Source organism: Ruegeria sp. BH8, assembly GCF_056538065.1.
The window spans coordinates 16,946-34,200 of record NZ_JBQFSP010000016.1 but is presented as its reverse complement, the minus strand read 5'-3'; the positions used below and the strand labels follow the sequence as shown (position 1 = coordinate 34,200).

Annotated in this window: 17 protein-coding genes; 12 read left to right on the top strand and 5 right to left on the bottom strand. The window is 54.5% G+C overall.

What is annotated here, in order from left to right; all coding sequences use genetic code 11:
* Nucleotides 1-183 precede the first annotated feature (183 nt).
* Together cuyB and ACR0AD_RS18680 are read right to left on the bottom strand one after the other, a co-directional pair.
* Entirely contained in the window at nt 184-1,617 is a 1,434-nt protein-coding gene (gene cuyB, locus ACR0AD_RS18685) for a cysteate racemase (protein WP_480488913.1), read from the bottom strand.
* Nucleotides 1,614-3,011 (bottom strand): aspartate ammonia-lyase, encoded by a 1,398-nt coding sequence (locus ACR0AD_RS18680; protein ID WP_480484731.1) that lies wholly within the window; start codon nt 3,009-3,011, stop codon nt 1,614-1,616. The genes cuyB and ACR0AD_RS18680 overlap by 4 nt, the downstream gene beginning before the upstream one ends.
* A gap of 181 nt (nt 3,012-3,192) precedes the next feature.
* Here ACR0AD_RS18680 and ACR0AD_RS18675 point away from each other — a divergent pair, with 181 nt between their 5' ends.
* Complete coding sequence (locus ACR0AD_RS18675; protein WP_480484730.1) at nt 3,193-4,086, top strand: LysR family transcriptional regulator; 894 nt, start codon at nt 3,193-3,195, stop codon at nt 4,084-4,086.
* A 57-nt stretch (nt 4,087-4,143) separates the two neighbouring features.
* Here ACR0AD_RS18675 and ACR0AD_RS18670 read toward each other — a convergent pair whose 3' ends face one another.
* The gene (locus tag ACR0AD_RS18670) at nt 4,144-5,031 is read right to left on the bottom strand and encodes a LysR family transcriptional regulator (RefSeq protein ID WP_480488915.1); all 888 of its coding nucleotides are present in this window, start codon (nt 5,029-5,031) and stop codon (nt 4,144-4,146) included.
* A 129-nt stretch (nt 5,032-5,160) separates the two neighbouring features.
* On the opposite strand from ACR0AD_RS18670, the gene cuyA reads away from it, so the two are divergent.
* From cuyA to ACR0AD_RS18635, 7 genes are all read left to right on the top strand, one after another.
* The gene (gene cuyA, locus ACR0AD_RS18665; RefSeq protein WP_480484749.1) at nt 5,161-6,207 is read left to right on the top strand and encodes a D-cysteate sulfo-lyase; all 1,047 of its coding nucleotides are present in this window, start codon (nt 5,161-5,163) and stop codon (nt 6,205-6,207) included.
* 30 nt (nt 6,208-6,237) lie between these two features.
* Nucleotides 6,238-7,101, top strand: coding sequence for an amino acid ABC transporter substrate-binding protein (locus ACR0AD_RS18660; protein ID WP_480484728.1), 864 nt, complete (start codon nt 6,238-6,240; stop codon nt 7,099-7,101).
* Nucleotides 7,102-7,177: 76 nt separating this feature from the next.
* Entirely contained in the window at nt 7,178-7,894 is a 717-nt protein-coding gene (locus ACR0AD_RS18655; RefSeq protein WP_480484727.1) for an amino acid ABC transporter permease, read from the top strand.
* Nucleotides 7,895-7,897: 3 nt separating this feature from the next.
* Nucleotides 7,898-8,554, top strand: a complete 657-nt coding sequence (locus ACR0AD_RS18650) for an amino acid ABC transporter permease (protein WP_480484726.1) — start codon at nt 7,898-7,900, stop codon at nt 8,552-8,554.
* Nucleotides 8,551-9,279 (top strand): amino acid ABC transporter ATP-binding protein, encoded by a 729-nt coding sequence (locus tag ACR0AD_RS18645; RefSeq protein WP_480484725.1) that lies wholly within the window; start codon nt 8,551-8,553, stop codon nt 9,277-9,279. The genes ACR0AD_RS18650 and ACR0AD_RS18645 overlap by 4 nt, the downstream gene beginning before the upstream one ends.
* A 494-nt stretch (nt 9,280-9,773) precedes the next feature.
* Nucleotides 9,774-10,457, top strand: a complete 684-nt coding sequence (locus ACR0AD_RS18640; RefSeq protein ID WP_480488917.1) for an IS6 family transposase — start codon at nt 9,774-9,776, stop codon at nt 10,455-10,457.
* Between the two features lie 127 nt (nt 10,458-10,584).
* Nucleotides 10,585-10,773: an integrase core domain-containing protein gene (locus ACR0AD_RS18635; protein ID WP_480484748.1), complete on the top strand. Its 189-nt coding sequence runs from the start codon at nt 10,585-10,587 to the stop codon at nt 10,771-10,773.
* Between the two features lie 75 nt (nt 10,774-10,848).
* Here ACR0AD_RS18635 and ACR0AD_RS18630 read toward each other — a convergent pair whose 3' ends face one another.
* Entirely contained in the window at nt 10,849-11,733 is an 885-nt protein-coding gene (locus ACR0AD_RS18630; protein ID WP_480488919.1) for an amidohydrolase family protein, read from the bottom strand.
* Entirely contained in the window at nt 11,730-12,731 is a 1,002-nt protein-coding gene (locus tag ACR0AD_RS18625; RefSeq protein WP_480488921.1) for an ester cyclase, read from the bottom strand. The genes ACR0AD_RS18630 and ACR0AD_RS18625 overlap by 4 nt, the downstream gene beginning before the upstream one ends.
* A 160-nt stretch (nt 12,732-12,891) precedes the next feature.
* Between ACR0AD_RS18625 and ACR0AD_RS18620 the strand changes: the two genes are divergently transcribed.
* The 4 genes from ACR0AD_RS18620 (at nt 12,892) to ACR0AD_RS18605 (ending at nt 17,227) form a co-directional block, all read left to right on the top strand.
* Complete coding sequence (locus ACR0AD_RS18620) at nt 12,892-13,941, top strand: ABC transporter ATP-binding protein (RefSeq protein WP_209599329.1); 1,050 nt, start codon at nt 12,892-12,894, stop codon at nt 13,939-13,941.
* Nucleotides 13,942-14,023: 82 nt separating this feature from the next.
* The gene (locus tag ACR0AD_RS18615) at nt 14,024-15,250 is read left to right on the top strand and encodes an ABC transporter substrate-binding protein (protein WP_209507352.1); all 1,227 of its coding nucleotides are present in this window, start codon (nt 14,024-14,026) and stop codon (nt 15,248-15,250) included.
* Between the two features lie 65 nt (nt 15,251-15,315).
* Nucleotides 15,316-16,344 carry a carbohydrate ABC transporter permease gene (locus tag ACR0AD_RS18610; RefSeq protein ID WP_480488923.1) on the top strand — a complete coding sequence of 343 codons (1,029 nt, stop codon included), beginning with the start codon at nt 15,316-15,318 and terminating at the stop codon, nt 16,342-16,344.
* A 1-nt stretch (nt 16,345) separates the two neighbouring features.
* Nucleotides 16,346-17,227 carry a carbohydrate ABC transporter permease gene (locus ACR0AD_RS18605; RefSeq protein WP_209507350.1) on the top strand — a complete coding sequence of 294 codons (882 nt, stop codon included), beginning with the start codon at nt 16,346-16,348 and terminating at the stop codon, nt 17,225-17,227.
* The last annotated feature ends 28 nt before the right edge of the window (nt 17,228-17,255 follow it).

Genomic DNA, 17,255 nt, shown 5'->3' with positions numbered 1-17,255 from the left:
AACCCTGTTTTGCGACTGGTATTCATCAATAGGTTCTCCCTTTCCATGGCAGTCAACTGGAATGAGCTGCCTGCAGTCGCCGCAAGGTAACACCGTCGTGCCGGTCATGGTCGCGCAAATAGAGAAACGGCATTGCAATATTTGCAACGCCGTTTCTTCTGTCGGATAAAGTGTCGGTGGCGCCTAGAATCTTGCGAGCTGTACACATTTTCGGGCGAGCACATCGGTCGGGTCGACAGGAAGCGCCCCCAATGCGTCTGCGCTTTCAGTCACGATGAGCGGCAATTCCGTACAGCCGAGAATGATTGCCTCGGCTCCGCGCGCAACCAGATGGGAAAAGGCCCGGCTAATCTGTTCTTTGCAGAGGCCGTCGGTATATCCAGCTTTGACGCCAAACGGGCCATAAATTGAATCCATGACCAGGTTTTGATGATCGTCATCGGGAATGATGTGGGCAAGGCCTGCCTCATCAAGTGCTGTCTGGTACAAGCCACTTTGTATTGTTCCATCCGTGCCGAGGACCCCGACCACACGCGTCTCTGGGGCGGTTTCTTTAATGTGTTCAGTGGTCGCGGCAAGGATACTGATGATCGGAATATCAAGGTGGCGCTGAATCCGATCGACATACGCGTGGGCGGTGTTGCAAGGGATGACCAGCATATCAGCACCACCGCGTTCCAGTTTTTTGCAGGTAGAATAGAGGGCGACAGTTGGATCGGTGCCTGCGCGGACCAGATTTTCAGTGCGGTCAGGAATTTGCGGGTTCTGTTCAACCAAGACTTTTATGTGATCCTGATCGCGGGTCGCCTCGGTCCCTTTGACCAGTTTGGCAAGGAAATCTACGGTTGCGGCAGGTCCGACACCGCCGACCACTCCAACTTTGAACCGGTGACGGCGGTTTGGCTGGGTCTCTTGCAGGGCGTAATCCGCGTAAACCGCCGCCGTGTCTATGGCCGTCATGTTGTCTGGCAGGTCAAGCTGGTTGAGCAACAAGGGCAGCTCAGAAAGACCGGGCACAAACACGGTCGCGCCTTGTTCGAATAGGTTGGTCAGGGCGGCATTTATGGGTCTCAGAACGTCTTCATTGCAGTGTCCTGCTTTGAAACCGATGCGTCCATATACGGCCTCCATGACGGCACTTTCCAGATCTTCCCGGGGATGGAGGATCTGTATTTCCCTGCCAAACAGGTTCTCGAACAAACCAGTTTTCCTGACAAAAGACGTCGTGATGACACCAATCTTTGTCGGCTCGGGACGCAGTCTGGTAACGGCGGCGGCGATCGCCTCTGTCATGCTGATCAGCTTAAGTTCAAGCTCGTCCTGCAGTTCATGCAGAAAGCTATGGGTGACAAAACATGGAAGCAGCGCCACGTCACATCCATCCCGTTCCATGCGGGACAGTGTGTCAAAAACATAGAGTTTTCGGTGTGTTGGGCTGTAGCTCAGCTCTTTGGGGGAGGCTGGCTCGCGCAGCGGTTTCTGGTGAAATATCAATTCCCTGTGGTCTTCTTCCGACCTGACCGGTGTCCTTTGAACAATTCTGTTCAGCAGGTCGGCTCCGGCAAGGGCGCCCAGGCCGCCAACGATTCCTATGCGTAAAGATTGGTTTTTGTTCATTGGGCAATCTCCGGAGCCCTGCCGTGCATGTGCTGCAATGCAGTCTCGGCAAGTTCTCCTGGCAAAGCGGGTTTTGCGGCCTCTTGCAGGTTCAAGCCATGCGCCTGTGCATATTTTGCAAGTTTGGTGGCAGCCTCATATCCGATCACCGGGGCCAGTGCGGTGACATGTACAAGGCTGTTGCTCAGCAACATCTCGCATCTTTTCTCATCCGCAACGATACCGTCCACGCAGCGGGTGCGCAGCACATTCATTGCATTGGTCAGAGACCCCATGGTTTCCAACACTTTATGGATGATGACCGGCTCCATCGCGTTGAGCTGGAACTGGCCGGCCTCGGCGGCCATTGTGACGGTTAGGTCATTTCCGATTGCCTGATAGCAAACCTGATTTACAACTTCGGGAATAACCGGGTTTATCTTGCCGGGCATAATGGACGATCCTGCCTGAACCGCGGGCAGAATGATTTCTCCAAGCCCAGCCCGCGGCCCAGAGGACATTAGGCGTAAATCATTACAGATCTTAGACAGTTTGATGCCAACCCGCTTGAGCGTGCTTGAGAACATCACAAAGGCACCCAGATCAGATGAAGCCTCAATCAGGTCCGGGGCCAGTTTAAGTGGCTCGCCGGTAATGTCGCGCAAATGCGCCAAAGCGACTTCGCCAAACCTTTCGGGGGCATTGATGCCGGTGCCAATGGCCGTGCCTCCAAGGTTCACTTCTGTCAGAAGGCGCGACAGGTCCCTCAACCGGTCGGCATCCTCGTTGATTGTTGTGGCAAACCCCCGGAACTCCGCACCAAGTGGCATGGGTACAGCGTCCTGAAGTTGGGTACGCCCGACCTTCATAATATGCTGAAACTCACATGCCTTTTGGTCGAAGGATTTGGTTAGAAGATGCATTGCTTCAATCATAGGCGCGATCCTGGACAGAACAGCCAGACGGATTGCTGTGGGGTAAACGTCATTTGTGGATTGTGACCGGTTCACATCATCATTCGGATGAAGCTGGCTGTAATCGCCATGATCTGCCCCAAGCTTTTCCAGCCCAAGATTTGCAATGACTTCATTGGCATTCATGTTGGTCGATGTGCCAGCACCACCCTGCATGACATCAACAACAAACTGATCGTGATGGCCCCCGGCAATGATCTTGTCACAGACATCCGTAATGGCCGACGCTTTCCGGTGGGGCAGGACGCCCAGGTCCTTGTTGGCCATAGCACAGGCCTTTTTGACCGACGCCAGTCCGACAATCAATTCCGGATAGTGGCTGATCGCCACCCCCGTAATCGGGAAATTTTCCAGTGCCCGCTGGGTCTGGCTGCCCCAGGTCGCTGCCAGCGGGATCTTTACCGGGCCAAGGCTGTCGGATTCTGTTCTGTGTTGTTTCATGATCTGAGACCTTTTTGTGGTCTTGCGGCCTGCATCAAATGCGAGGGGCCGAGACTCTGTGAGTGTGTTGGTCTGACCGTACCGCCATCAAGTCCGTCCACCCATGACAACTTTCGCAAAGGTGTTGCGAATTTTGCAACATGCTTCTACCGTGTGAAGTTTCTGCAATTGGAGAATTTTGATGGAGATCGATTGGCTGGAAGACTTCTTGGCACTTTCAACTGCTGGGGTATTTGCCCGCGCGGCGGATGCGCGAAACATAAGCCAGTCGGCTTTCACGCGGCGGATCAAAAACTTGGAAAACTGGACCGGTACCCCATTGTTTGACAGGAGCGTACACCCGGTTGAGCTTACGTCAGCAGGTCATGCATTCAAGCAAACCGCAATCGACACGGTTGCCGCATTAAAACAATCCAAAAGCGATATCCGTGGCTTATCTCGCCAGGAAGCATCGGTGCTTGATTTCGTCGCGCTTCATTCTTTGGCAATTTCCTTCTTCCCGAACTGGCTGACACGAATGTCCAGCCATCTTGGTCCCACCAAAACCAGGCTGGTCGCGGAAAACTTCTCCGGCTGCGCCGAGGCAATTTTATCCGGAAGCGCAGACTTTATGTTGTGCTATTCCCATCCGACAGTGCCCACTATTTCAGATGAAAACCGATACCCGTCTTCGACCATTGCAAAAGACCGGATCATAGCCGTCAGCGTTGTCAATGCTGATGGGCGTGCCAAATACAGCCTCGAAGGGAAAAACCCGGTTCCGTTCCTGTCATACACTCCTGACAGTTTTCTGGGCCGCGTGTCCCAGGTTTGTCTGGATCGCGGAGGTCTGAGTCACATTGTGAGCCCCATCTATGAAAACTCCGTTGCCGAGGCGCTTAAGTCCGCTTGTCTTGCGGGAATTGGCGTTGCATTCCTTCCCGAAAGCGCGGCGGATCGAGAGTTGAAAGACGGGAGTTTGCAGAAGATCAGCCAACCAGAATTCGAGCTTTCAATCGACATCAAACTCTACCGTTCGATCGAGAGGTCCCGAGCAGAGTTGGAACGCTTTTGGATGATGGCTCAAAACCTGTAAGGCACATCGCAAGTCTGTAATGGAGAAGGGTGATGCTTACGGCGGGTTTCCTGGCCCTTACTCTGTTTCGGCGACCATCTTTCTGAAGTTCGTACCGCGCGGGTTGGAAACGTGGGTGTATAGAACAATATCCAGCGGCAGGCGGCCGTATTCCGGAGAGAGGATGACGGCATCGCCAGTAATTATGTGATTCTGGATGAGCGAATGAGGAACCCAGGCAGCGCCGCTTCCTTCCAAAACCATCTGGGAGATCCCCACCGAAAACGCGCTTTCCACAGCCGATCTTCCCGTCCAGGCACGGTCCGCTTTAGCTTGATGCAGTAACACAATCTGCCCAAAAAAGCTGTCTGCGGGGAAATCAATGCAGGGGGCGTCCGGTGGTAGGATCTGACCTTCCAGCAGCTCATATTTTAATGCGCCTCCGACGACCGGAAGCAAAGTGTCCCGCCGCCAAATGTAACGATCAACGGTGTCATCGAAAGGCACCTGGGGCAGCTCACGGAATTCATAGCTCACCAGAATGTCGCATTCATGGCGCAGGAATGTGGACATCGCTGTCACCTGGTTCTGCGTGCGCAATCGGATTTGCGGCAATCCGCTGCGTGCGCGGAGTTTGCGAAGAATCTCCGGAACGACGGACACCGAAAGCGAGTGCTGCGTCGCCATCACCAGCGGTTCTCCGATGCCTTCCGGGTTATTAAGATGCCCATGCAATTGCCGCAAATGCGCGAGCAGCGACCGGATTTGAGGTTCGCTTTGTAGTAGCGTCGGAGACAGCTCTACCCGGTTGGCCTCACGAACCAGCAAGCTTTTTCCGATCCAATGTTCCAGTGATCGAATGCGCCGCGAAAAGGCGGGTTGAGTTACATTCCTGCGCGCGGCAGCGGCGGTCAGGCTGCGCTCTTCCAACAGGATCAGAGCGTCTTCTAGAAGGCGTGTATCCATGCTTACCCATACCTTATGTACGGGTACACTGCAATATTGGCATTATCCAACACGATTTTTTGCGTTTAGCCTTACTTAGAATACGTAAAGGGAATGTACACAATGCAAACCGCAGCGGCAGAAGGTGCTATGGCAGTGGGCGGCAACCTCGCGCTTGTAAGGCGCGCGCTTGAGAACTTTCCACGTGTGCGTTTTGGTCATTTTCCGACCCCTTTGGAGCCGCTGGAAAGGTTGAGTGACGAGCTGGGCGGGCCGCGCATCTGGGTCAAGCGCGATGACTGCACGGGCCTTTCGTCGGGCGGCAACAAGACTCGCAAGCTGGAATTTCTGATGGCCGACGCCATGAAGCTGGGTGCTGACACAGTGATCACGCAAGGCGCCACCCAGTCCAATCATGCACGACAGACAGCAGCCGCAGCAGCCCGGTTGGGGCTGAACTGCCATATCCTGCTTGAGGATCGCACCGGGTCGAATGACGAGACTTATAACTTCAACGGTAATGTTCTGCTGGATCAGCTACATGGCGCAACCGTTTCCAAACGAGCAGGTGGTGCCGACATGAACGCTGAAATGGAAGCCTTGGCCAGCACGCTGCAAGATCAGGGCCGCAAGATCTACATCATCCCGGGCGGCGGCTCCAATCGCGTTGGGGCGTTGGGTTATGTGAATTGTGCCGCCGAGTTGGAAGAGCAAGCCGGAAACATCGGTCTCAAGATTGACGCCCTGGTCCATGCCACCGGCAGTGCGGGAACCCAAGCAGGGCTGGTGGCGGGACTTGCTGCCCTTGGCAGCAACATTCACTTGCTTGGGATCGGTGTTCGGGCACCTCAGGGGAAACAGGAAGGCATGGTCTATGACCTGGCCTGCAAGACCATGGATTACCTTGGAATGGGGGCCGTGATTGAACGTACCTCGGTGCGCGCGAACTGTGATTATGTTGGCCCAGGCTACGGCCTGCCGACCGACGGCATGCGTGCGGCGCTTCTGAAACTGGCTCAACTCGAAGGGCTTTTGTTTGACCCGGTCTATTCGGGCAAAGGGCTCGATGGCCTGATTGATCAAGTTCGCAAAGGCTACTTCGAAGGAATGGATAATGTTGTGTTTCTGCACACCGGTGGAAGTGCAGCGTTATTTGGATATTCCGGCATTTTCGATCTGCCGGGCTATCAGGACTAACAAAAGCAACAGAAACTAAGGGAGAAAACCATGAAATATATGAAACCAGCGGCCGTATTGGCTTTTGCCTTGGCCTTTTCTGCTCCAGCTGTGGCTGAGGATCGCACGGGAACTTTGGCCAAGATTGACGCCTCGGGCGAAATTGTCATTGGACACCGGGAAAGCTCTGTTCCGTTTGCCTATCTGGACGAGAACCAAAATCCGGTTGGGTATTCGATCGACCTTTGCATGAAGGTGGTCGAAGCGGTTTCCGCCGAGCTGGGTAAGGAACTGACGATCAAATATGTGCCGGTGAACCCCAAGACCCGGATTGCACTGATGGCCAATGGCACGATTGACCTTGAATGCGGCTCGACCACGAACAACCTGACCCGTCAGGAGCAGGTCGAATATCTGCCCACGACCTTCATCACCGGTACCAAACTGATGGTCCGTAAAGACTCCGGCATCAATTCGGTTGCAGATCTGGGCGGCAAGGCCGTTGCGTTGGCGCAGGGCACCACCAACGAGCGTGCCGTCAAGGCGGCAATTGAAGAGCTGGGGCTGGACGTGAAGGTTCTTCCGGTGCGGGATCATGCCGAGGGCATGTTGTCTTTGGAAACTGATCGTGTGGATGTCTATGCCACGGATCACATCCTTCTGTTCGGGCTCATTGCAAAATCCAAGACCCCCGAAGATTTCGCGGTGGTCGGTGATTTCCTGTCTTTCGATCCCTATGCGTTGATGGTGCGCCGCGACGACAGCGCCTTTGAACTGATCGGCAAGAAGGCTATGGCAGATGTGTTCCGCTCGGGTGAGATCAACGACATCTATGCCAAGTGGTTCGATCCGCTGGGTGTCGGTCAGACAGACCTGCTGAAGGCTGCGTTCCAGCTTAATGCGCTGCCGGAATAACCTCCTCCTGTAGCAACACTGTCGGGCCTGCACCGTGCGCGGGAGGCCCGGCACCATTCTTATCAGGGTAGAAAGCATGAACTACAACTGGAACTGGGGTGTCCTCTTTGAAGAGGAATACCTTGGCTGGCTGATATCGGGGCTGGGGTGGACCTTTGCGGTCGCGCTTGTGGCCTGGGTTCTTGCGCTGGCCGTCGGTGTTCTAATTGGCGTCGGGCGCACACTGCCATCGCGGCCTGTTGCCTTACTTTGCACCACCTACGTTGAACTTTTTCGTAATGTGCCGCTTCTTGTACAACTGTTCCTGTGGTACTTCGTCATGCCTGAGATCGTTCCGGACGATCTGGGTCGTTGGATGAAGCGGGACATGCCAAATCCCGAGTATGTTACGGCTGTTATCGGTCTAGGACTTTACACCGCAAGCCGCGTTGCCGAACAGGTTCGTGCCGGGATCAATGCCGTCGGTCACGGGTTGACCAGCGCAGCCTATGCCAATGGCTTCTCGACTGCGCAGACATATCGCTACGTGTTGTTGCCGATTTCCTTCCGGTTGATCGTGCCGCCGATGACCTCTGAATTCCTGACTATCTTCAAGAATTCCTCACTGGCGCTGACCATCGGCCTTCTTGAACTGACGGCGCAAAGCCAGCAGATCGCGGAATACACTTTTCAGGGATTTGAGGCCTTTACCGCAGCGACGGTCATCTACGTCGTCATCGCTCTTGGTGCGACAGTCATCGCGCAGACTCTTGAAAAATACACCCGCATCCCGGGTTTTGTCGGAAAAGGCTGAATTATGGGTGATTTTGATCTTTCCGTCATCTGGAACAATCTTCCATTTCTGTGGCAGGGCTTGCAGCTCTCGCTATGGCTTACCTTTCTTGCTGTGATCGGCGGTATCATTTTGGGGACCGGCCTTGCCTTGATGCGGCTATCTGGTATCGCGCCATTGGCTCTCCTCGCCGCAGGTTATGTGAACCTGATCCGCTCGGTGCCGCTGATCTTGGTGATCTTCTGGTTCTACTTCCTGGTGCCTCTTGCTTTGGGTCGGCCGATTGGCGGCTTCTATTCGGCGCTGATCGCCTTTGTCATGTTCGAGGCGGCCTACTATTCAGAAATTATCCGGGCAGGCATTCAGTCAGTCCGCAAAGGACAGGTGCATGCCGGACAGGCCACTGGCCTCAGCTACTGGCAGATCCAGCGCTATGTGGTCCTGCCACAGGCGTTCCGGAACATGATCCCGATCCTTGTGACGCAGGGCATCATTCTGTTCCAGGATACCAGCCTTGTCTTTGTTGTCAGCTTGCGCGACTTCATGACCGCCTCATCTATTGTCGCCCGAACCGAGGGCCGGCTTGCTGAGATGTATATCTTCGCCGCCCTTGTCTACTTCAGCATTTGCTTCGCCGGTTCACTTGTTGTCCGGCACCTTCAGAAGGCCAAAACAGCATGATCAGCATTGAAAACATCTCTAAATGGTACGGCAACTTTCAGGTGCTGACCGATTGCACCACCAACGTCAAAAAAGGCGAGGTTGTAGTGGTCTGCGGTCCGTCCGGATCAGGAAAGTCCACCCTTATCAAATGCGTTAACGGGTTGGAGCCGGTGCAGCAGGGCCGCATTCAGGTTGAAGACGTGGATGTCACCGCAAAAGGCACCAATCTTACCAAGCTGCGCTCGCGCATTGGTATGGTGTTCCAGCACTTTGAGCTTTACCCACATATGAGCGTGCGCGAGAACCTTTGTCTGGGTCAGCAGAAAGTCCTGGGCCGGTCACGTGACGAGGCCAACGCCAAAGCTGAAGCTCTGATCAATCGGGTTGGGCTCCTGCCACATATCGAAAAATTTCCCGGGCAGCTTTCAGGTGGACAGCAGCAGAGGGTCGCCATCAGCCGGGCGCTGGCTATGGACCCGATTGCGATGCTGTTTGATGAACCGACTTCGGCCCTTGATCCGGAAATGATCAATGAGGTTCTGGATGTGATGGTCGAACTGGCAAAGGACGGTATGACAATGATGGTTGTCACGCACGAGATGGGCTTTGCACGCAAGGTGGCGGATCGGGTGGTGTTCATGGATGCCGGTCTGGTAATTGAAGACCGTCCCACCGAGCAGTTTTTTGGCAACCCGGAAAGTGATCGAGCGCAGGATTTTCTGAGCAAGATTCTGAACCACTAGGCCTGCGATGCCGGGCAAGCGTTTGAAACTGGTTTCAGATTATAGGAGACACACAGCGTGTTGATGAGTAAACTTTTCCCCTGCTCTCGCTGGAAAAGAGGTTGAAAATGACAAGGGGTACGGCCAGCCAATCAGATATGCGGGACGCGCTGGCAGCACGACTAAACCACCTCGCCAAACAGGTTGGGTCAGTGAAATTCTTGACTGATGTTGCAGGTGTGAACCGTACGCAAATGAGCCGATACTTGGCCGGAACTTCGGTGCCCAGGGCCGAGCTTTTAGCTCAGGTTGGAAAGCGCCTAGCAATCCCCTTGGATTGGTTTTTTGAAACTGGAGAGCCGGGTAGAGACCTTGCAGAGCTCAAATTTGGGATGTCTTTCCGGAACGCAGTTGTCGATAGGAAATTTGGTTGTGTCGCGAATTTTGACCGAGGTTGACGAAATCGCGTGCCCTGGTGCTTGTTGCTTTCAAATCAATCGCGAGCAGGTTTCAGAATGGTTTCTTTGAAAGGCTGCCACTTCCCGAAGGATGTGGTTTTGTACGCTGTGTTTTTCTATTTGCGCCACACTGTTTCCTATCGCGACCTTGAAGAAATTATGGCTGAACGGGGCGTTTCCGTCGATCACGCCACGTTGAATAGATGGGTTGTAAAATATTTTCCGATGATCGCTGCGCGGGCGCAATCGAAAAAGCGTCCAACACAGAAATCTTGGAGAATGGACGAAACCTACCTCCGTGTGCGCGGTAAGTGGGTGTATCTCTATCGGGCCGTCGAAAAAGCAGGGAACACCCTTGATTTTATGCTGTCTGAGCGAAGAAACGGTCCCGCAGCAACCAGGTTCTTTACCAAAGCGCTGTCATCAAACGGAATCCCAGACAAAGTCGTCATCGATAAGAGCGGAGCCAACGCAGCCGGCATTCGAGAAGTGAACAGGATTCTGAAGCGGTTTGGTTGCCAAGCCAAGGTGCAGACAATCAGGTCCAAATTTTTGAACAATATGATCGAGCAGGATCATCGGTTCATAAAACGGCGTGTTCGACATATGTGTGGGTTCAAATCATTCGCATCCGCGTCCGCTACGTTGGATGGCATCAAAGTCGTCAACATGATCCGGAAACAGCAGTTCTTCAGCGCAGCCACCTCTGGCTTTCGGGTGTTTGCTGAGATCGTAGGATAAGTGTGCCTGGTAAGACGCTTACTTTGATCGTTCCAAAAATTTGCAACACAACCGTTCCAGGTTCTGTCGCAAACTTCGCCCCTACCTGTCAGTTCGAGCGCATTTCTGCTAGCGCTCAAACGAACATATCTTCGGCAACCTGGCTGAAGCCCGAAAGATCATCAAAAACTGGAGGATTGACTACGATACACAGCGACCGCACATTTCTCTCGGCGGACTGGCACCAGCCGTTTACGCTAATCTTAACCGTACCGCCCGGCCTGCTTCGCTTGAGCTGCGCAACGGTTCCGCTCAGCAGGCCTTGACCGCAACCTAATCACGAGAAAGAAACGGGAACGGATTCTACATCCGATCGGCCCGGATCAAGGGGCCGAGTCATTGAATATCACTCTCAGGGCACCTCGAGATCATAGAAGTGTGCGGCGGTTTCTCTGAAAACCGCCGATTGTGCTTCAGCCGGAACCAGATCACGGTAAGCCTTTACCAGCGATGTGTAATTGCCATAGAGTTTGTCGACCGGGAAATTCGAGCCAAACATGACCCTTTTAGGTCCGAATTGTTCAAGGCAAATCTCCACGATCGGGCGAATACTCTCAGGCGCCCAGTTGTGATCGAACATGCCCAGACCTGAGAGCTTGCATGAGACGTGCGGCAGATCGGACAGCGCGCGCAATCTTTGAGCCCAGCTTTTCAGGCCCGCCGGAGTGCGGTCATATGGTGATCCGGCATGGCATAGAGCGACTCGTGTATTCGAGGCTTGAGCGAGAATTCGCGCGGTTTTTACGATCAAATCAGGAATGAGCTGCAGATCAAAGCTGAGGTCACGCCGTCCAGCCTCCTTCAGTCCGTCCAGAAACCGCGGATCGTCCAACAGGAAATTGGTTCCCGTCTGCGCGTCCTCTCCGGGTGCGCGCCCGACGATCTGGCGCACACCGCGTACAGTTGGAAGGGCCTGAAACGTATCAAGCTGGGCGTGTAGGTCAGCCGAGGTCAGGTCACAGAACACAACCTGCGCCATTGGCCAGTCTGGATTGGTTTCGGCGACAGCTTGAACCCACCGGGCTTCGTCCAGACCGTTTTTGGCCCCCACCTGGATATGGATCGAGGCACCGACTCCGCAGGGCGCGGCTTCGGACCGGAACTCGCGCAGCAGATAATCCCGTTGAATCGGCGTCGGGTCGCCAAAGAACCTTTCCACCCCGCGCGCCATCAGCCAGGGGTAGTTTACAGCTTCAAGGTCCCAAAGGTGGTGATGGGCATCGATCCAGCCGGTCATGTTCGCGGTACTTTCGACATGCGCCCCAAAATATCGACACCCTGTTGTTTCCAGAAGTGCAGCAGGTCAATGAAAACCCAGTTCTCGGCCAGCTTGTCACCCGCGCGACGATATATGTCGATCACACGGAATTCACCGGCCTTGTCTGTGGCGGGCATACCCATGAACCCGCCGGTGGGCCGCGCCGTGAAATTCGGCCAGCCGAAAAAGCCGCCATAGTGACCCTCAGCCAAGCGGCAAATGTGCTTGGTCTTCGAGCGGTCCGTTAAGGATGCGCGGAACGGGCCTGAGTGCTGCTTTGCATAACGCTCAATCGTATAGGTCGCACCGATCCCGGCGGGCCCCCACCAAATCATGTCTTCGCTCCATGTCTGGCGCAATTCTTCCTCAAGGCTCAGGCCGCTGTTCCATTGGCCGAGATCGGAAATCATGGCATTGATCGTGTCGAGAGTTTTCTCGCCTTCTTCGGCAGGCTGCGGGCTGAACATCAACCCGTCATGCGTCATCGGTCCGGGTTGAACCAGATGGGCTGCAGTTTGAGGCGGGAAGGGCTGCAACCCGACCTGCATCATGAAATGCGGGATGTCGAAATACATCGCCGTTTCGGCGATCTTGCCATTCTCGATCTTGTTGAACTCACAATAGCGCAAAAACGCCATCTTGCCCGTGGGGGCGATGCCCAGCCACGCATTGTCGAACAGGCCCATCAGATGCCCCATTGAAACAACCCAGACCGAGGTGAATCCGTCCATCTCGTTTTTTCCGGCCATGAACACGTCCATCCGGCGCTGCATATTCCCTAGGCTTTGCTTCAGGGGACGCCAGAATGCCTGCGCTACGTCATGGGTGCCCCGAAGCTCATCAAACGGGTGGAAACCGCGCCACAGGTAGTCTTCTGCGCAGAACTCAGACAACGCGTTGGCGATATCCGATTCTTTTACGCTGCTGAGCGCCGAGTAGTAATCCAAGATGATCGATTTTTGGATTTCATAGGACATTATTACTTTCTTTCAGTTCTTTAGTCGCTGTCATGGGGCGAATTGCGAAGAAGATGAAGTCGACGGTTGCACACGCATGCAAAAAAAGCTTGCCAGATGTTTCTTTTGTTGTCTATGGTTTTGCAAGCGTATGCACGATGCGAGCAGCAGGGAGGACAGAATGGCCGAAATTCAACTTCGCAATGTTGGAAAGCGTTGGGGATCGTTTGTTGGAGTTGACAATTTTGACCTGACAATAGCCGACAAGGAATTTCTGGTACTTCTTGGGCCGTCAGGTTGCGGAAAGACCACGACAATGCGCATGATTGCTGGTCTCGAGGACGCGTCTGAGGGGGATATCCTGATCGATGGCGCCCGAGTAAATGACATGGAGCCCAAAGACCGCGATGTCGCGATGGTGTTCCAGTCATACGCGCTCTATCCGAATATGAATGTATATGAGAACATTCGCTTCCCGCTGAAAGTTCGCGGTATTGACCCTGCTACCCATGACGAAAAAGTGCGGCGCGCTTCGGCGATGGTCGAGCTGGATGACTTCCTGCACCGCAAACCGGCGGAACTGTCTGGCGGTCAGCGTCAGAGGGTTGCCCTGGCTCGTGCCATTGTGCGCGAGCCGAACGTGTTTCTGATGGACGAGCCACTATCCAACCTTGACGCAAAACTGCGCGTTTCCACCCGCGCGCAGATCAAGAACCTGAGCCACGAATTGGCGGTCACCACGATCTATGTGACCCACGACCAGATCGAGGCAATGACCTTGGCTGATCGGGTGGTGATCATGAAGCAAGGTGTGGTTCAGCAGGTTGGCTCCCCAACCGATATTTACGATGAACCTGCAAATACATTTGTGGCCAGCTTCATCGGCAACCCGGCAATGAACCTTGTCGATGGCGAGGTTCAGGGTGGCGTGTTCCGCGCCCAAAGCACAGAGGTGCACGGGTTGAACGCGCCGGACGGTCCTATCACGCTGGGGTTTCGCGCCGAGGACGCAAATGTTGTGGAAAGTGGCGGCGAGATCAACGCGCCGATCTATACGCAAGAGCTGTTGGGCGACAGCACCATGGTTTCGGTTCGGATCGGTGGTGCGCTGGTCTCGGTCAAGGCCGACAAAACCTATCGGGCCGAAATCGACGATCAGGTCTCGATTCATATCCATACTGATCACTGCCATCTGTTTGATGCGAAAACCGGGGCTCGCCTGGAAGGCTGAGAACCGCAAACAACACCCGTTGGGACGGGGTAATCTGGGTGCAGACTTCGAAGATGCACCATCCATCTAGGGAGGAATATTGATGTTTCTGAAGAAAATTGCATTGGCCGGCTCGGTAGCCGCCTTTGCCGCAAGCGCGGGATATGCCTGCGAAATCGGCGCACGTGTCAACATAGTCGGCAATGAATTTGCGGCCATCCAGGCCGTCGCAGCCGGAGCGAAGGAATGCACCGGGGCGTCGGTAGAATCCAACCTGACATCCGAGCACCAGACCATCAACGTGGCTGGCCTGTCGGGCAATCCGTCGGAATACACGACCGCAATCATCGCCAATAGTTCGGTTGTGGCACTGATGAACGAAGACGTTATTCGTCCGCTCAATGATCTGGTGGAAAAGTATGGTCAGGACCTGCAGCCTGGGCAGCTGATCAAGATTGGCGACAACATCATGGCTATCGCCTTCATGGCGAACGCGCAGCATCTGATGTACCGCAAGGATATCCTTGAGCAAGCCGGTGTGGAAGTCCCGACTACCTATGAGGAAATGCTCGAGGTGGCCGAGGCCATTCGTGCGCAGGGTATTATGCAAAACCCGGTTGGTGGAGCCTATGCATCGGGTTGGAACCTGGCGCAGGAATTCAACAATATGTTCCTTGGTTATGGCGGCAGCCATTTTAAACCCGGTACGGCCGAACCCAACGTGAATTCTGAGGCCGGTGTCAACGCCCTGAATATGATGAAGGCTTTGTCGGAATACATGAACCCCGACTTCCTGACTCATGACTCCAACGCCACCAATGCCGAATACCGTGCTGGCAACGTTGCAATCATGAATATGTGGGGTTCGCGCGCATCGCAGCAAACCACCACCGAAGGTGTGTTGCAGGAGGTAATCGACGGCCATGCGATTGGCGCGCCGCTGACAGTTGGTGGCGGAGATATCCCTGCAACGACCCTGTGGTGGGACGGTTGGACTGTCGGAAAGAACATCTCAGATGAAGAGGCCGAGGCCACATTCATTGCAATGAAACATGGCATCCGTCCTGACATGCTGAACGATGAAACCACGCCGTTGGCGGTCTGGCTGATTGAAGGCTACCAGCCGGGAAAAGATGCCGAGGGTGTGTTTGCTGCGGCCAAAATGGGCACACCACCCTATCCGATGCTACCGTACATGGGGCTCATGCACAGCGCACTTGGCAACGAACTTGCTGATTTCATGCAGGGCAAGGAAAGCGCGGAACAAGCGTTGGCTGATGTAGAAGCCGCCTATCGTGCCGCCGCCATCGAGCAAGGCTATCTGCAATAAGAAGCCTATTGCGCGGGTGCCTTTGATAACCGCCCGCGCAATCCCACTGACACGAGGATTGCAACATGCGCCATAAGACATTCCTTTGGTTCTTCCTGCCCACAGGACTCGCGATGCTTCTGTTCATTGCAATGCCAATTGTCTCGGTGGTGACTCAATCGATCTTCGCACCCCATCCGGCTGTTCTGTTAGAGGTCGAAAACTGCACCCCGCTTATCGGATGCACAACTGAGACCACTGTTGATCAAGAGGCCACCGCGGCGCTTCGCGCCGAGCAACCTCTGGGCCGGTTTGTGGGATTGGACATTTACTTTAACCGAGGCCATCTGGCGATACAGGAAATTGGTCAAATCTGGGCCGCGAATGAAACATGGGGCGGCTTTTTCTCGGAACTCGGCAATTTGCCCTTTTACCGGGCGATGGCATTCACGCTGACCTTCGTTGCTGTCGTGACACCGCTCACAATTGTATTGGGGCTGGTGATTGCGCTGGCGGTAAACTCCCTGCACAGGCAACTCAAAGGTCTGATGATCTTTTTCTCTCTTCTGCCCATGATCGTGACCCCGCTGATCGGCTCGCTCATCCTGTTTTGGATGATTGACAGTCGCGGGGTGATCGGCAACGCCCTCGTATATCTTGCTGGAGATCCGGATTTCAGCCTGAAAGCATCAACAGGGCTGATGTGGGTAGCGCTGATGGTCTATGGTGTTTGGCACGCTGCGCCTTTTGCCTTTGTCGTGTTCTATGCTGGCCTGCAAACCTTGCCCCAAGACCAGATTGAGGCCGCCCAGATAGACGGGGCGACGCGCTGGCAGCAGGTCAAATTCGTGGTTGTGCCCCATCTCATGCCCCTGGTCACATTTGTTGCGCTGATCCAGTTGATGGACAATTTCAAGGTGTTTGAACCTATCATCGGCTTCAGTGCACAAGCGCATGCGCAATCACTCAGCACCTTCATCTTCTACGATCTCGGTGGCGAGACTCGGCAACTGTCTTCCGCTGCCGCTACCTCTGTGATGACGATTTTCGGGGTCGCCATTCTTCTGTCGCCCGTGCTTGTCCGCACCTGGCGCGATTTCAAAGGAGCAAGATAATATGGCCAGCCGCGCACAAAGAATGCCTACAAGCCTTCGGATCGCCTCATCCCTGTTTGTGCTCCTATGGTTTATCCTGGCCGCCTTTCCGTTCCTCTGGACGGTTTGGGGCTCGTTCAAGGTCGAACTGGATTTCTTCTCGATCGCTGACTGGACCAACGCCCTGACTGGTGCCCGAACCGAAGCGGTTTATGGCTCGCCGTTCACCACCACCGGATATGAGGGTGCTTGGATTCAGGAAGAGTTCTGGCGAAATGTTCTGAACACCGGGATCGTCTGTTTCTTTGTTGTTACCATCTCACTGACTATCGGGACTTTAGGGGGTTATGCCCTTTCGCGGTCTACTTACAACTACACATTCTGGCTTTTGATCACAGCGTTGATTTTCCGTGCAATGCCGCCAATCACTCTGGTCTCAGGTTATCTGTTACCCTTCTTTGAATGGAATGTTTGGGGAATTCTTCCAACCACCATTATCGTGCTTGTGGCGATCAACCAGCCGTTCACTCTTTGGATGTTGCATTCCTTCTTCAAGAACATCCCGAGCGAGTTGGATGAAAGTGCCAAGGTCGACGGATGCAACCAGTTTCAGGCTTTCCGACGTGTGATCATTCCGGTGATGTGGCCAGGCGTCATCACGACCGGGCTGTTCTCGTTCCTTCTGGCCTATAACGACTTTGCCGTGGGGGCGATGCTGCTGTCTGAAAGCAACCGTACTATGGTGCCTGCCATTGCCGCGTTTCTCGGTACAACGCAAACCGAGGGCAACGTGATGTTCGCTGTTGCAGCCGTGGTTTCAGCCACTGTTCCGCTGTTCATACTGGTGATGTTCTTCCAGCGTCAGATCGTCGGCGGCCTGACCGCCGGGGCTGTGAAAGGCTGACATAAATGGGGCGCACTCATCCTCAGTC

What these genes read in the sequence shown, in the direction of transcription:
- ACR0AD_RS18640 (WP_480488917.1), top strand. Translation starts at nt 9,774, where the DNA reads ATGGTTTCTTTGAAAGGCTGCCACTTCCCGAAGGATGTGGTTTTGTAC.
- cuyA (WP_480484749.1), top strand. Translation starts at nt 5,161, where the DNA reads ATGGCAGTGGGCGGCAACCTCGCGCTTGTAAGGCGCGCGCTTGAGAAC.
- ACR0AD_RS18645 (WP_480484725.1), top strand. Translation starts at nt 8,551, where the DNA reads ATGATCAGCATTGAAAACATCTCTAAATGGTACGGCAACTTTCAGGTG.
- ACR0AD_RS18660 (WP_480484728.1), top strand. Translation starts at nt 6,238, where the DNA reads ATGAAATATATGAAACCAGCGGCCGTATTGGCTTTTGCCTTGGCCTTT.
- ACR0AD_RS18655 (WP_480484727.1), top strand. Translation starts at nt 7,178, where the DNA reads ATGAACTACAACTGGAACTGGGGTGTCCTCTTTGAAGAGGAATACCTT.
- ACR0AD_RS18630 (WP_480488919.1), bottom strand. Translation starts at nt 11,733, where the DNA reads ATGACCGGCTGGATCGATGCCCATCACCACCTTTGGGACCTTGAAGCT.
- ACR0AD_RS18610 (WP_480488923.1), top strand. Translation starts at nt 15,316, where the DNA reads ATGCGCCATAAGACATTCCTTTGGTTCTTCCTGCCCACAGGACTCGCG.
- ACR0AD_RS18650 (WP_480484726.1), top strand. Translation starts at nt 7,898, where the DNA reads ATGGGTGATTTTGATCTTTCCGTCATCTGGAACAATCTTCCATTTCTG.
- cuyB (WP_480488913.1), bottom strand. Translation starts at nt 1,617, where the DNA reads ATGAACAAAAACCAATCTTTACGCATAGGAATCGTTGGCGGCCTGGGC.
- ACR0AD_RS18615 (WP_209507352.1), top strand. Translation starts at nt 14,024, where the DNA reads ATGTTTCTGAAGAAAATTGCATTGGCCGGCTCGGTAGCCGCCTTTGCC.
- ACR0AD_RS18680 (WP_480484731.1), bottom strand. Translation starts at nt 3,011, where the DNA reads ATGAAACAACACAGAACAGAATCCGACAGCCTTGGCCCGGTAAAGATC.
- ACR0AD_RS18675 (WP_480484730.1), top strand. Translation starts at nt 3,193, where the DNA reads ATGGAGATCGATTGGCTGGAAGACTTCTTGGCACTTTCAACTGCTGGG.
- ACR0AD_RS18605 (WP_209507350.1), top strand. Translation starts at nt 16,346, where the DNA reads ATGGCCAGCCGCGCACAAAGAATGCCTACAAGCCTTCGGATCGCCTCA.
- ACR0AD_RS18620 (WP_209599329.1), top strand. Translation starts at nt 12,892, where the DNA reads ATGGCCGAAATTCAACTTCGCAATGTTGGAAAGCGTTGGGGATCGTTT.
- ACR0AD_RS18670 (WP_480488915.1), bottom strand. Translation starts at nt 5,031, where the DNA reads ATGGATACACGCCTTCTAGAAGACGCTCTGATCCTGTTGGAAGAGCGC.
- ACR0AD_RS18625 (WP_480488921.1), bottom strand. Translation starts at nt 12,731, where the DNA reads ATGTCCTATGAAATCCAAAAATCGATCATCTTGGATTACTACTCGGCG.